The organism is Pseudomonas sp. FW305-3-2-15-C-LB1, assembly GCF_058787615.1.
Genome location: NZ_JBYSZX010000024.1, coordinates 22,725 through 35,418, shown reverse-complemented (window position 1 = coordinate 35,418; position 12,694 = coordinate 22,725). Strand labels below are relative to the sequence as shown.

The 12,694-nt window shown below is 60.6% G+C and carries 11 protein-coding genes; 10 read left to right on the top strand and 1 reads right to left on the bottom strand.

The window, feature by feature from the left end; translation table 11 throughout:
* The first annotated feature begins 12 nt into the window (after positions 1-12).
* The 10 genes from rlmN (at position 13) to AC3WP7_RS28260 (ending at position 10,813) form a co-directional block, all read left to right on the top strand.
* Positions 13-1,161, top strand: a complete 1,149-nt coding sequence (rlmN, locus tag AC3WP7_RS28305; protein WP_071489247.1) for a dual-specificity RNA methyltransferase RlmN — start codon at positions 13-15, stop codon at positions 1,159-1,161.
* Positions 1,162-1,173: 12 nt separating this feature from the next.
* The gene (pilW, locus tag AC3WP7_RS28300; protein ID WP_093128403.1) at positions 1,174-1,932 is read left to right on the top strand and encodes a type IV pilus biogenesis/stability protein PilW; all 759 of its coding nucleotides are present in this window, start codon (positions 1,174-1,176) and stop codon (positions 1,930-1,932) included.
* Positions 1,932-2,903, top strand: coding sequence for a RodZ domain-containing protein (locus tag AC3WP7_RS28295; RefSeq protein WP_093128406.1), 972 nt, complete (start codon positions 1,932-1,934; stop codon positions 2,901-2,903). The genes pilW and AC3WP7_RS28295 overlap by 1 nt, the downstream gene beginning before the upstream one ends.
* A gap of 2 nt (positions 2,904-2,905) precedes the next feature.
* Positions 2,906-4,015 carry a flavodoxin-dependent (E)-4-hydroxy-3-methylbut-2-enyl-diphosphate synthase gene (gene ispG, locus AC3WP7_RS28290; protein ID WP_071489250.1) on the top strand — a complete coding sequence of 370 codons (1,110 nt, stop codon included), beginning with the start codon at positions 2,906-2,908 and terminating at the stop codon, positions 4,013-4,015.
* A 21-nt stretch (positions 4,016-4,036) separates the two neighbouring features.
* Positions 4,037-5,326 (top strand): histidine--tRNA ligase, encoded by a 1,290-nt coding sequence (hisS, locus tag AC3WP7_RS28285; RefSeq protein ID WP_092249206.1) that lies wholly within the window; start codon positions 4,037-4,039, stop codon positions 5,324-5,326.
* Positions 5,327-5,367: 41 nt separating this feature from the next.
* The gene (locus tag AC3WP7_RS28280; RefSeq protein WP_032890712.1) at positions 5,368-6,009 is read left to right on the top strand and encodes a YfgM family protein; all 642 of its coding nucleotides are present in this window, start codon (positions 5,368-5,370) and stop codon (positions 6,007-6,009) included.
* The gene (gene bamB / locus AC3WP7_RS28275; protein WP_071489252.1) at positions 6,002-7,153 is read left to right on the top strand and encodes an outer membrane protein assembly factor BamB; all 1,152 of its coding nucleotides are present in this window, start codon (positions 6,002-6,004) and stop codon (positions 7,151-7,153) included. The genes AC3WP7_RS28280 and bamB overlap by 8 nt, the downstream gene beginning before the upstream one ends.
* A gap of 134 nt (positions 7,154-7,287) precedes the next feature.
* Positions 7,288-8,757: a ribosome biogenesis GTPase Der gene (gene der, locus AC3WP7_RS28270; RefSeq protein ID WP_058423368.1), complete on the top strand. Its 1,470-nt coding sequence runs from the start codon at positions 7,288-7,290 to the stop codon at positions 8,755-8,757.
* Between the two features lie 128 nt (positions 8,758-8,885).
* Positions 8,886-10,034 carry a pyridoxal phosphate-dependent aminotransferase gene (locus tag AC3WP7_RS28265; RefSeq protein ID WP_102591899.1) on the top strand — a complete coding sequence of 383 codons (1,149 nt, stop codon included), beginning with the start codon at positions 8,886-8,888 and terminating at the stop codon, positions 10,032-10,034.
* Positions 10,022-10,813: an amidohydrolase gene (locus AC3WP7_RS28260; RefSeq protein ID WP_092249200.1), complete on the top strand. Its 792-nt coding sequence runs from the start codon at positions 10,022-10,024 to the stop codon at positions 10,811-10,813. Before AC3WP7_RS28265 ends, AC3WP7_RS28260 begins: the two co-directional genes overlap by 13 nt.
* Before the next feature lie 163 nt (positions 10,814-10,976).
* On the opposite strand, the gene leuA is transcribed toward AC3WP7_RS28260, so the two are convergent.
* The gene (leuA, locus tag AC3WP7_RS28255; protein ID WP_071489254.1) at positions 10,977-12,656 is read right to left on the bottom strand and encodes a 2-isopropylmalate synthase; all 1,680 of its coding nucleotides are present in this window, start codon (positions 12,654-12,656) and stop codon (positions 10,977-10,979) included.
* Positions 12,657-12,694 lie beyond the last annotated feature (38 nt).

Genomic DNA, 12,694 nt, shown 5'->3' with positions numbered 1-12,694 from the left:
GAGGGTGAATCCATGACGACATCGACTGTAAAAACCAACCTGCTGGGGCTGACCCAGCCGGAAATGGAGAAATTCTTCGACTCAATCGGGGAGAAGCGTTTCCGTGCCGGTCAGGTAATGAAATGGATTCACCACTTTGGCGTCGATGATTTCGACGCCATGACGAACGTCAGCAAGGCCCTGCGCGACAAGCTCAAGGCCATTGCCGAGGTACGTGGTCCGGAAGTGGTCAGCGAGGACATCTCCAGCGACGGCACCCGTAAATGGGTGGTGCGCGTTGCGTCCGGCAGCTGTGTCGAGACCGTGTACATTCCCCAGGGCAAACGCGGCACCTTGTGCGTTTCGTCCCAGGCAGGCTGTGCCCTGGACTGCAGTTTCTGCTCCACCGGCAAGCAAGGCTTCAATAGCAACCTCACCGCCGCCGAAGTGATCGGCCAGGTGTGGATTGCCAACAAATCCTTTGGCAGCGTCCCGGCGACCGTCGACCGTGCCATCACCAACGTGGTGATGATGGGCATGGGTGAGCCGCTGCTGAACTTCGACAACGTGGTTTCGGCCATGCACCTGATGATGGACGACCTGGGCTACGGCATCTCCAAGCGCCGTGTAACCCTGTCCACCTCCGGCGTGGTGCCGATGATCGATGAGCTGTCCAAGCACATCGACGTCTCCCTGGCGTTGTCGCTGCACGCACCCAATGACGCATTGCGTAACCAATTGGTGCCAATCAACAAGAAGTATCCGCTTAAGATGCTGCTCGAATCTTGCCAGCGCTATATGTCGTCCCTGGGCGAAAAGCGCGTGCTGACCATCGAGTACACCTTGCTCAAGGACATCAATGACAAGGTTGAGCACGCGGTCGAGATGATCGAGTTGCTCAAGGACACCCCGTGCAAGATCAACCTGATTCCGTTCAACCCGTTTCCACATTCTGGCTACGAGCGGCCGAGCAACAACGCCATCCGTCGTTTCCAGGATCAACTGCACCAGGCCGGCTACAACGTCACCGTCCGCACCACCCGTGGTGAAGACATCGACGCCGCCTGTGGTCAATTGGTCGGGCAGGTGATGGACCGCACCCGCCGCAGCGAGCGCTATATCGCCGGACGCGAAGTGAACGCCGCCGACGATTTGCCGCTGATCGCTGTGAATCGAATCTGAGAGAGGAACTCTATGCCCTTGCGCCTTGCGCTGCTTTTACTTTTTACCGGTCTTGCGGCCGGTTGTGTTTCATCGGGCCATGACAGCCCTTTGCAAACCGGTAAAGGCCGTGATGAGGCGCGAGTTGCCTATGTGCAACTGGGCTTGGGTTACCTGCAACAAGGCATGAGCGAGCAGGCCAAGGTGCCGTTGAAGAAGGCCCTTGAGCTGGACAGCCACGACGCCGATGCCAATGCCGCACTGGCCCTGGTGTTCCAGGCCCAGGCCGAGCCTGAACTGGCTGACCGCTATTTCCACAAGGCCCTGGCCGCACGCCCTGCCGATCCGCGGCTGCTGAACAACTACGGCAGTTTCCTGTTTGCGCAGGAACGTTATGAGCAGGCAGCCCTTTATTTCCAGCAAGCCAGCGCCGATACCCTCTATCCTGAGCGTTCGCGGGTGTTCGAGAACCTTGGGGTCACCTCGATCCGCCTCGGCCAGCGCGACAATGCTCGCCGGCAACTGGAAAAAGCCCTGCATTTGAACGGTCGTCAGCCTCGGGCATTGCTCGAAATGGCTGAGATATCCTTTGATGACAGGCATTATGTGCCGGCACGTGACTATTACGAACGTTTTAGCCTGCTCAGCGGGCAAAATGCACGTAGTCTATTGCTCGGTGTGCGACTGGCGACGGTTCATGAAGAACGCGACAAGGCCGCACGTTTTGGCCAACAACTCGAACGACTCTATCCCGGTACGCCGGAATATCAGCAATACCTGTCGGAGCAATGATGAAAGCGGCGCACCCGGAAGTTGTAGCAGCTAATCGCGTAAACCCAGGCGACACCTTGCGTCAGGCCCGCGAAAGCAATGGTTGGTCGCTGGCGGAAGTGGCCCTCAAGCTCAATTTGACCACTACATCCCTGGGCAACCTGGAAGCTGGCGCGTTCGATAAGCTGCCTGGGCATACCTTCGCCCGCGGCTATATCCGTGCCTACGCCAAGCTGCTGGGGATCGACCAGGCAGTTTTGGTCCAGGAATTCGACCAGTTCACCGGCACCGACTCCCAGGGCAGCAATGTGCATGGCTTGGGTCGCATCGAAGAGCCGGTGCGGGTTTCCCACACGATTTTGCGAATTGTCAGCCTGCTGCTGCTGATCGCTGTCATTGGTGGCGGTTTTGTCTGGTGGCAAGACCAGACCTCCCAGCGCACCAAGGACCTGACCAGCAACGCCATGGAGCACGTCGAAGTCGAAAGCGCCGACGGCACCACCCAGATTCATCCGCTGGACGAGCCGGAAGACCAGGCTGTAGCAGAAGGCCAGACCACGCCTGAAGCGCCGCTTGCCACTGAGCAGCCTGCACCGGAAACCCCGCCTGCCTCGACCGCTGTCGCACCGGCTCCCGCGACGCCTGCAGCTCCGGCCCACACCCCGGCCGCTCCTGTACAGGCGCCAGCGACTCAGGCCCAGACCGCCCCGGCAGCGATTTCGCCACCTACCACCCCAGCGTTGATCGCCGGTGATGGCCGCGTACAGATTACCTTCGTCGCCGACTGCTGGACGCAAGTCACCGACGGCAATGGCAAAGTGCTGTTTAGCGGTCTGAAGCGTAAGGGAGATACGCTCGACCAAGGCGGCAAGCCTCCTTTGACGCTGCGTCTGGGCTTTGCCCGTGGCGCGCAAGTGGCCTACAACGGCCAGCCTGTGGACGTAGCGCCGTTCACCACCGGCGAGACCGCTCGCCTGAAGTTGGGACAATAGTCATGCACGGCGAATCTCCAATCAAACGTCGCGTATCGCGCAAAATCTGGGTCGGCTCGGTGCCGGTGGGTGGCGACGCCCCCATCGCCGTACAGAGCATGACCAACAGCGACACCAATGACGTGGCCGCCACCGTTGCTCAGATCAACCGCCTGGAAGCCGCTGGCGTGGACATCGTGCGCGTTTCAGTGCCGGACATGGACGCTGCCGAGGCCTTCGGTCGCATCAAGCAACAGGTCAAGGTGCCGTTGGTTGCCGACATTCACTTCGACCACAAGATCGCCTTGCGCGTGGCCGAGCTGGGCGTGGACTGCCTGCGTATCAACCCGGGCAACATCGGCAGCGAAGCCCGTGTGCGTGCGGTGGTGGATGCTGCTCGCGATCGAGGCATTCCGATCCGCATCGGCGTCAACGCCGGTTCCCTGGAAAAAGACCTGCAAAAGAAATACGGCGAGCCGACCCCGGCCGCGCTGGTTGAATCTGCGCTGCGCCACGTCGAACACCTTGAGCGCCTGAATTTCCAGGACTACAAGGTCAGCGTAAAGGCCTCCGACGTGTTCATGGCGGTAGAAGCCTACCGCCTGCTGGCCAAGGAGATCGTGCAGCCGTTGCACCTGGGTATCACTGAAGCCGGCGGTTTACGCTCAGGCACAGTGAAATCTGCGGTGGGTCTCGGTATGCTGCTCGCCGAAGGGATTGGCGATACTATCCGCATCTCCCTGGCGGCAGACCCCGTAGAGGAAGTGAAGGTCGGTTACGACATTCTCAAATCCCTGCGTTTGCGTTCCCGAGGCATCAACTTCATTGCCTGCCCGAGCTGCTCGCGGCAGAACTTCGACGTGGTGAAAACCATGAACGAACTGGAAGGACGCCTCGAAGACCTGCTGGTGCCGCTGGATGTTGCGGTGATCGGATGCGTGGTCAACGGTCCGGGTGAAGCCAAAGAGGCGCACATCGGCCTGACCGGCGGCTCACCGAACCTGATCTACATCGACGGCAAACCGTCGCATAAGTTGACGAATGACAATCTGGTGGATGACCTCGAAAGACTGATCCGCGAGAAAGCGGCCGAAAAGGTCGCGGCTGACGCAGCGCTGATCGCGCGCGGCTAAGAACGAATTTAAGGATTTGATGTGAGCAAGTCTCTGCAAGCCATTCGTGGCATGAACGACATCCTTCCGGAGCAGACGCCGCTGTGGCGCTACTTCGAGGGCACTGTTGCGCGCCTGCTGGATAACTACGGTTACAAGCAGATCCGCATGCCGATCGTCGAGTTCACCGAGCTGTTCAAGCGCTCCATCGGTGAAGTGACCGACATCGTCGAAAAAGAGATGTACACCTTTGAGGACCGCAACGGCGACTCCCTGACCCTGCGTCCGGAAGGCACTGCCGCGTGCGTGCGCGCCGTACTCGAACATGGTCTCACCGGTGGCGGCCAGCCACAGAAGCTGTGGTACATCGGCCCGATGTTCCGCCACGAGCGCCCGCAGAAAGGTCGCTATCGCCAGTTCCACCAGATCGGCCTGGAGGTGTTCAACCTCGACGGTCCGGACATCGACGCCGAGCTGATCGTGCTGACCTGGCGCCTGTGGGGCCTGCTGGGCATCCGCGACGCGGTCAAGCTTGAGCTCAACAGCCTGGGCACCAGCGAGTCCCGGGGCCGCTATCGCGTGGCCCTGGTCGAGTACCTGTCCGCCCACCTGGACAAGTTGGACGAAGACAGCCAGCGCCGCCTGAAAACCAACCCGTTGCGCGTCCTTGATACCAAGAACGCCGACACCCAGGCCGTGCTGGTCAACGCGCCGAAAATGGCCGATTACCTGGACGACGAATCCCGCATCCACTTCGAGGGCCTCAAGGCTCGCCTGGAGGCAGCCGGTATTCCTTACGTCATCAATCCAAAGTTGGTGCGTGGCCTCGATTACTACAGCAAGACGGTCTTCGAGTGGGTCACCGACAAGCTTGGCGCCCAGGGCACCGTGTGTGCCGGTGGCCGCTACGACGGCCTGGTCGAGCAGATGGGCGGCAAGCCGACCACCGGCGTGGGTTTTGCCATGGGCATCGAGCGGCTGATCCTGCTGCTGGAAACCCTGGAGCAGGTCCCGGAAGAGATCTCCCGCCAGGTGGATGTGTACCTGTGCGCCTTTGGCGAGGCCGCTGAACTGGCTGCCCTGGCCCTGAGCGAACAAGTACGCGATCAACTGCCGAACCTGCGCCTGCAGGTCAACGCCGGCGCCGGCAGCTTCAAGAGCCAGTTCAAGAAGGCCGACAAGAGCGGTGCGCTGTATGCACTGATCCTCGGCGAAGACGAACTGGCCCAGCAAGTGATAGGTTTCAAACCCCTGCGTGGCCAGGGTGAGCAACAGAACATTGCCTTTGATGCGCTCGCTGCGCACTTGGCCACCTGCGTCGTGCAGGGTTGAAGCTGTCGAACAGCCGAATTTAGCGATTAAGGAGTATTGGGGTGTCGAGTACTGATGATGAGCAACTGGCCGAGTTCAAGGACTGGTGGCAGCGCAACGGCAAGCCCCTGGTTACTGGCGGTCTGCTGGCTTTAGTGGTGGTGTTCGGCTGGCAGGCCTGGACCAAGTATCAGGCCAACCAGTCCCAAGGCGCCTCGATCCTCTATCAGCAATTGCTGGAAACCACCCTGACGCCGGACGGCAAGCCCGACCCTGCGCAGGTTGCAGACCTGGCCGGTAAGCTGAAGAACGAATTCGGCGGTAGCACCTACGCCCAATACGGCAGCCTGTTCGTCGCGAAGGTCGCGGTCGACACCGGCAAGCTGGACGACGCCGCCGCTGAGTTGAAGGCCATCGCCGACAAGCCGACCAACCCGACCCTGGGTGAAATCGCACGTCAGCGCCTGGCCCAGGTACTGGCGGCACAGAACAAGGCTGACGAAGCACTCAAACTGCTCGACGGCGATGCTGACAAGGCATTTGTAGCCACTCGCGAAGAGCTCAAGGGCGACCTGTTGGTCCAATTGGGTCGTACCGACGAAGCCAATGCTGCGTACAAGAAAGCCAAGGCGGCGCTGTCTGATGAAGCGGCGGTCGGTGGCTTACAAATCAAGCTGGACGACTTGGCCAAAGGGGATGCGTGACGTGATCCGTTGGAAACATGCAGCATTGCTGGCTCTGGCCATTCTGGCCGCGGGTTGCAGCAGCAACAGTAAAAAAGAACTGCCGCCTGCGGAGCTGACCAGCTTCAAGGAAGAAGTGGTCCTGCAAAAGCAGTGGAGCCGCTCCATCGGTGACGGCCAGGGTGAAACCTACAACATGCTGGTACCGGCTATTGACGGTGAAAATATCGTCGCCGCCGACGTGACCGGCGTCGTCATTTCCATGGATCGCATGAACGGCGACGTGAAGTGGAAGAAAGACCTCGAAATTCCGGTATCCGGCGCCGTAGGCGTAGGTTACGGCATGGTCTTGCTCGGCACGCTCAAGGGCGAAGTCGTGGCGTTGGATTCCAGCACCGGTGAAGAGAAATGGCGCGCTCGCGTGACCAGTGAAGTGCTCGCACCGCCTGCCACCAACGGCGATATCGTCGTGGTGCAAACCCAGGATGACCGTGTGATCGGCCTTGACGCCAGCACCGGCGAACAGCGTTGGTTGTACGACAGCACCCCGGCGGTGCTGACGTTGCGTGGTACCAGTGGTCCGATTGTGACCAACAATCTGGCCGTTGCAGGCCTGTCGACCGGTAAAGTGGTCGCCCTGGATACCCAGAACGGCGTGCCGGCGTGGGAAACCCGTGTGGCCATCCCGCAAGGTCGTTCCGAACTGGACCGCGTGGTGGACATCGATGGCGGCCTGCTGCTGTCGGGTGAAACCCTCTACGTCGCCACTTACCAGGGCCGTGTTGCGGCACTGGACCTGCAGAGCGGCCGCGTCAACTGGCAGCGTGATGCTTCCAGCTACGCCGGTGTCGCCCAAGGGTTTGGCAGCGTCTACGTCAGCCTGGCGTCCGGCACCGTTGAAAGTGTCGACGAGCGTTCCACCACGGCACTGTGGAGCAACGATTCCCTGGCGCGCCGCCAGTTGTCGGCACCGGAAGTGTTCTCCAGTTATGTCGCGGTCGGCGACTTCGAAGGCTACCTGCACCTGTTGAGCCAGGTGGACGGTCGTTTCGTCGGTCGTGAGCGTATCGACAGCGACGGCCTGCGTGCGCGTCCGCTGGTGGTGGGTAACATGCTTTATGTGTATGGCAACAGCGGCAAGCTGGAAGCCCTGACCATCAAGTAAGAACTATGCTTGGGGTAATACCCAGGCGGCCCCGCTCAGGCGGGGCATGCGGCATTTGATTATGCTGCCCCGAGCACCAGCCGCTGCCCTGCAGCGGCTTTTGTATTTTCTGAAATAACGAAGTGGAGAGCCGCATGGTTCCCGTAATCGCCCTGGTGGGCCGACCTAACGTCGGCAAGTCCACCTTGTTCAACCGCCTGACCAGGACTCGCGACGCCATCGTCGGCGACTTGTCCGGTCTGACCCGTGATCGCCAATACGGTGAGGCAAAGTGGCAAGGGCGCTCCTACATTATCGTCGACACCGGTGGTATCTCCGGTGACGAGCATGGCATGGACGAAAAGATGGCCGAGCAGTCGCTGCTGGCCATTGAAGAAGCCGATGTCGTGTTGTTCCTGGTGGACGCCCGTGCGGGCTACACCGCTGCCGACCAGATGATTGGCGAGCACCTGCGCAAGCGCAACAAGCGTTCCTATCTGGTCGCGAACAAGATCGACAACATCGATCCTGAAGCTGCCCGTGCCGAATTCAGCCCGATGGGCCTGGGCGATGCGATCCCGGTCGCAGGTGCCCACGGTCGTGGTATCACCCAGATGCTGGAAATTGCCCTGCGCGATTTCCCCAAGGATGACGTCGAGGAGGAAGAGGGCGAAGAGGAAATCGTTGCCGAAGGTGAGGAAGCCAAGCGCATTCCTGGCCCGAGCGAAAAAGACGGTATCAAGATCGCTATCATCGGTCGTCCCAACGTCGGCAAGTCGACCCTGGTCAACCGCATGCTCGGTGAAGACCGGGTCATCGTCTATGACCAGCCCGGCACCACCCGCGACAGCATCTACATCCCGTTCGAACGTAACGAGGAAAAGTACACGCTGATCGATACCGCCGGTGTGCGCAAGCGCGGCAAGATCCACGAGGAAGTCGAAAAGTTCTCGGTGGTCAAAACCCTGCAGGCGATCAAAGACGCCAACGTGGTGATCTTCGTGATGGACGCCCGCGAGGGTGTGGTGGACCACGACCTCAACCTCCTGGGCTTTGCCCTGGAGGCCGGTCGTGCCCTGGTGATCGCGATCAACAAGTGGGACGGCATGACGCCGAGCGAGCGCGACTTCGTCAAGGTCGAGCTGCAACGTCGCCTGTTCTTCGTCGAGTTCGCCGACATCCACTTCATCTCGGCACTGCACGGCACCGGCGTGGGCAACCTGTACGCTTCCGTGCAGAACTCGTTCAAGTCCGCAGTGACCCGCTGGCCGACCAACCGCCTCACCCAGATCCTGGAAGATGCGGTTGGCGAGCACGCGCCGCCGATGGTCAACAACCGCCGGATCAAACTGCGTTACGCCCACTTGGGTGGTGCCAACCCGCCGATTATCGTGATTCACGGTAACCAGATCGAGAAGGTGCCGAAGTCCTATGTGCGTTACCTGGAAAACACCTACCGCCGTGTCTTGAAACTGGTCGGTACGCCGATCCGTATCGAGTTCAAGGGTGGCGAGAACCCATACGAAGGCAACAAGAACACACTGACTGACCGTCAGGTGAACAAGAAGCGTCGTTTGATGACTCACCACAAGAAGGCCGACAAGAAGCGTCGCGATAAGAAGTAACGGCAGCTTCAAGTTGTCAGTTGCAAGAGAGGGCTCCTTTGGAGCCCTTTTTTGTGCCTGGTGGTTTGCCCCTTGACCTGCTTGCGGCTTGCAGCTTAAAACTTGCAGCTCACCCGAAGGGGGCTCCCATGATCACCAGCAAGCTGCCGAATGTCGGCACGACCATTTTCACCACCATGTCGCAACTCGCCGCCGAAACCGGTGCGCTGAACCTGTCCCAGGGCTTTCCGGACTTCAATGGCCCCCAGGGTTTGCTCGATGCGGTGGGCAAGCATATCGCTCTCGGGCACAACCAATACGCGCCCATGACCGGCCTGCCGGTGCTGCGCCAGCAGGTAGCCGCCAAGATCGCCCGTAGCTATGGCGCCACGGTCAATGCGGACACTGAAGTGACCATTACCCCTGGTGCTACCGAGGCGATCTTCTGTGCGATCCAGGCGGTGATTCGCCAGGGTGATGAAGTCATCGTGTTCGACCCCAGCTACGACAGCTACGAGCCTTCGGTGGAGCTGGCCGGCGGCCGTTGCGTGCACGTGCAACTGAGCCTGGATGGCTTCGCGCTGGACTTCGAGAAGATCGAGGCGGCGCTGTCACCGCGTACGCGGATGATCGTCCTCAATTCCCCACACAACCCGACCGGCGCGCTGATCAGCCGAGCCGAACTGGACCAGTTGGCCGAACTGATCCGCGACCGTGACATCTACCTGGTCAGCGATGAAGTCTACGAGCACCTGGTATTTGACGGTGTGCCCCACGTCAGTGTGCTGGCCCACGATGAGCTGTATCAGCGTGCGTTCGTGGTCAGTTCCTTCGGCAAGACTTACCACGTCACCGGTTGGAAAACCGGCTACGTCGTCGCGCCGCCGGCCCTCACCGCTGAACTGCGCAAGGTGCATCAATACGTCAATTTCTGTGGTGTAACCCCGCTGCAGTACGCATTGGCCGATTTCATGGCAGAACACCCGGAGCATGTCGACGAGTTGCCAGCGTTCTATCAGGCCAAGCGCGATCTGTTCTGCGACCTGCTGGTGCCATCGCGCTTCAGCTTCACCCCAGTGACCGGCACCTACTTCCAGCTGGTGGATTACTCACAGATCCGCCCGGACCTGGATGACGTCGCCATGTCACTGTGGATGACCCGCGAGCATGGCGTGGCGACGATTCCGGTCTCGGTGTTCTACCAGACCCCACCCCAAGGCCAGCGCCTGGTGCGCCTGTGCTTTGCCAAACGCGAGGAAACGCTGCAACAAGCGGCTGAAAAACTATGCGTGATCTGAGTGCACTGCCGAACCTGAACATCGCCCTGATCCAGACCAGCCTGGCCTGGCACGACCGCCAGGCGAACCTTGAGCACTTCGAGTTATTGTTGGAACAGGCGCAAGGTGCCGACCTGATCGTATTACCGGAGATGTTCACCACCGGTTTTTCCATGGAATCCGCGACCCTCGCCGAACCCGAGAACGGCCCGACCCACCGTTGGCTACAGGCACAGGCCGCGAAGTACAACGCCGTCATCACCGGTAGCGTGATCATCCAGGCTGCCGACGGCAGCCACCGCAACCGCCTGCTGTGGGCACGGCCGGATGGCGAGGTGTTGCATTACGACAAGCGCCACCTGTTCCGCATGGCCGGCGAGCACAACCACTACACCCCCGGTGAGCGCCAGGTGCAGTTCGAAGTGAAAGGCTGGCGTATTCGCCCGTTGATTTGCTACGACCTGCGCTTCCCGGTGTGGAGCCGCGATGCCCAGGACACCGACCTGCTGCTGTACACCGCCAACTGGCCGGGGGCGCGGCGCTCGCACTGGAACCGACTGCTGCCGGCGCGGGCGATTGAAAACCTGTGCTATGTGGCGGCGGTGAATCGGGTGGGCACGGATGGGAAGGGCTTTGCCTACACCGGGGACAGCCAGGTGTTGGACTTCCAGGGCGAGACCCTGCTGAGTGCCGGGGAGGCGGATGGGGTGTTCCAGGTCAATCTGGATGCAGCAGAGCTGGCAGCGTACCGCACGCGGTTTCCGGCGAACCTGGATGCCGATACTTTCCAGTTTGTCTGACAGACCGCTATCGGGGGCAAGCCCCCTCCCACATTTTGAATGTATTCACAAATTAAAGTGTGGGAGGGGGCTTGCCCCCGATGAGGCCCTCACAGACCACAAAAAACCAAAAAAAAGGCCCCAGGACTCATATCCAGGGGCCTTTCGCATTCAAGCAGACTGCTTACGCCGCCTTCGCTGCCAACTGGCTCAACGAACGGTTCAGCGCGCTGAACAGCGCCTTGAAACTGGCCGTGGTGATGTTTTCATCAATGCCCACGCCATGTACCGGACGCTCACCGTTCACACGCAGTTCGATGTAGGCCGCCGCCTTGGCGTTGGTGCCCGCACCGATCGCATGTTCGTTGTAGTCCATGATCTCGACGCCAATCGGCAAGCCGGCCACCAACGCTTCCAGGGCGCCGTTGCCTTTGCCTTTCCAGTGCAGGTTGGTTTCGCCCTGGCCCTTGCCCGAGACTTCCACCTCGACAAAGCTGTTGCCGTTTTCTTCCTGCAGGCGATGGCTGACCAGCGCATACGGGGTATTGGCTTGCAGGTATTCGCGCTGCAGCAAGGCGTAGATCTGCGGTGCAGTCATCTCAAGGCCCACGCGGTCGGTTTCGGCCTGTACCACCTGGCTGAATTCGATCTGCATACGACGTGGCAAGCTGATGTCGTATTCCTGTTCCAGCAGGTAGGCGATGCCGCCTTTGCCCGACTGGCTGTTCACGCGAATCACAGCCTCGTAGCTGCGACCGATGTCGGCCGGGTCGATCGGCAGGTACGGCACTTCCCACAGCGCATCGTCTTTCTGCTGGGCGAAGCCCTTGCGGATCGCGTCCTGATGAGAGCCGGAGAACGCGGTGTGCACCAGGTCGCCGACGTACGGGTGACGTGGGTGAACCTGAATCTGGTTGCACTCCTCGACGACCTTGCGCACGCCGTCGATGTCGGAGAAGTCCAGCTGCGGGTCGAGGCCCTGGGTGTACATGTTCAGTGCCACGGTGACCAGGTCGACGTTGCCGGTACGCTCGCCGTTGCCGAACAGGCAGCCTTCGACACGGTCGGCGCCGGCCATCAGGCCCAACTCGGTGGCCGCTACGCCGGTGCCGCGGTCGTTGTGGGTGTGCAGGCTGATGATCACGCTGTCCCGACGGTTGATATGGCGACCGAACCACTCGATCTGGTCGGCATAGATGTTCGGCGTGGCGCACTCCACAGTGGCCGGCAGGTTGAGGATCATCTTGTGCTCAGGCGTCGGGTTCCACACCTCGATCACCGCGTCACAGACTTCCTTGGCGAATTCCAGCTCGGTGGCACTGAAAGTCTCCGGGGAGTATTCGAAGGTCCATTGGGTTTCCGGCTGCTGGGCGGCGTATTTGACGAACAGCTTGGCCGCGTTGACCGCGATGGCCTTGATGCCTTCCTTGTCCTGGTTGAACACAATGCGGCGGAAGGACGGCGACGTGGCGTTGTACAGGTGCACGATGGCCTTCTTGGCGCCGCGCAGGGATTCGAAGGTGCGTGCGATCAAGTCTTCACGGCCCTGGGTCAGCACCTGAATGGTGGTGTCCTCGGGGATGTGGCCGTCTTCGATCAGGGTGCGCACGAAGTCGAAGTCGGTTTGCGAGGCAGCGGGGAACGAGGCTTCGATTTCTTTCACGCCGACGGCGACCAGGGTCTTCCAGAAACGCAGCTTTTTCACTGCGTCCATCGGCTCGATCAGCGACTGATTGCCATCACGCAGGTCGGAGCTGCACCAAATCGGCGCTTCGGTGATGGTCTTCGATGGCCAGGTGCGGTCCGGGATATCGATGGTCGGGAACGCGCGGTACTTCGAAGACGGGTCTTTGAGCATGCTCATCGGGAAATCCTTTGTTGTAGGGGCCGAGAAAAGGCGGC

Excerpts from the sequence above, each read along its gene's own strand:
- rlmN (WP_071489247.1), top strand. The coding sequence starts at position 13 with ATGACGACATCGACTGTAAAAACCAACCTGCTGGGGCTGACCCAGCCG.
- pilW (WP_093128403.1), top strand. The coding sequence starts at position 1,174 with ATGCCCTTGCGCCTTGCGCTGCTTTTACTTTTTACCGGTCTTGCGGCC.
- AC3WP7_RS28295 (WP_093128406.1), top strand. The coding sequence starts at position 1,932 with ATGAAAGCGGCGCACCCGGAAGTTGTAGCAGCTAATCGCGTAAACCCA.
- ispG (WP_071489250.1), top strand. The coding sequence starts at position 2,906 with ATGCACGGCGAATCTCCAATCAAACGTCGCGTATCGCGCAAAATCTGG.
- bamB (WP_071489252.1), top strand. The coding sequence starts at position 6,002 with ATGCGTGACGTGATCCGTTGGAAACATGCAGCATTGCTGGCTCTGGCC.
- der (WP_058423368.1), top strand. The coding sequence starts at position 7,288 with ATGGTTCCCGTAATCGCCCTGGTGGGCCGACCTAACGTCGGCAAGTCC.
- AC3WP7_RS28265 (WP_102591899.1), top strand. The coding sequence starts at position 8,886 with ATGATCACCAGCAAGCTGCCGAATGTCGGCACGACCATTTTCACCACC.
- AC3WP7_RS28260 (WP_092249200.1), top strand. The coding sequence starts at position 10,022 with ATGCGTGATCTGAGTGCACTGCCGAACCTGAACATCGCCCTGATCCAG.
- leuA (WP_071489254.1), bottom strand. The coding sequence starts at position 12,656 with ATGAGCATGCTCAAAGACCCGTCTTCGAAGTACCGCGCGTTCCCGACC.